A 387-nucleotide genomic window follows, 5' to 3' on the forward strand; every position below is an offset into this window, starting at 1 on the left:
ATTTGATATTGAAGTAACGGCGAAAAGCGACCTTGAAGTTGATCAGCACCACCTTGTTGAAGATACGGGCATTGTGCTGGGGCAATGTTTCGCCAAAGCGTTAGGGGACAAACGAGGTATTACGCGTAACGGAAACTGTCTTTTCCCGATGGACGAAACTCTTGCCCGCGCCGCCGTGGATTTAAGCGGCAGACCTTTTTTGTATTTTGACGGACAACTTTCAAATTCTCCGATAATTTCGTCAGAAGACGGAAAAGAATACAAGTTTCAAACCGATGTAATCGAAGATTTTTGGCAGGGTTTTACAAACGCGGCGGGCTGTAATATGCATTTGGAAATTTTGCGCGGCAGGAGCGATCACCACAAGATTGAGGCTTTATTCAAATC

1 protein-coding gene is annotated in these 387 nt (G+C 45.2%); it reads left to right on the plus strand.

Annotated elements, in window-relative coordinates; all coding sequences use genetic code 11:
- The coding region (locus ACYVTD_RS17655; RefSeq protein WP_461248926.1) for an imidazoleglycerol-phosphate dehydratase at positions 1 to 387 on the plus strand (387 nt) is incomplete at both ends.

The sequence above is a fragment of the Treponema sp. R6D11 genome (assembly GCF_054786075.1).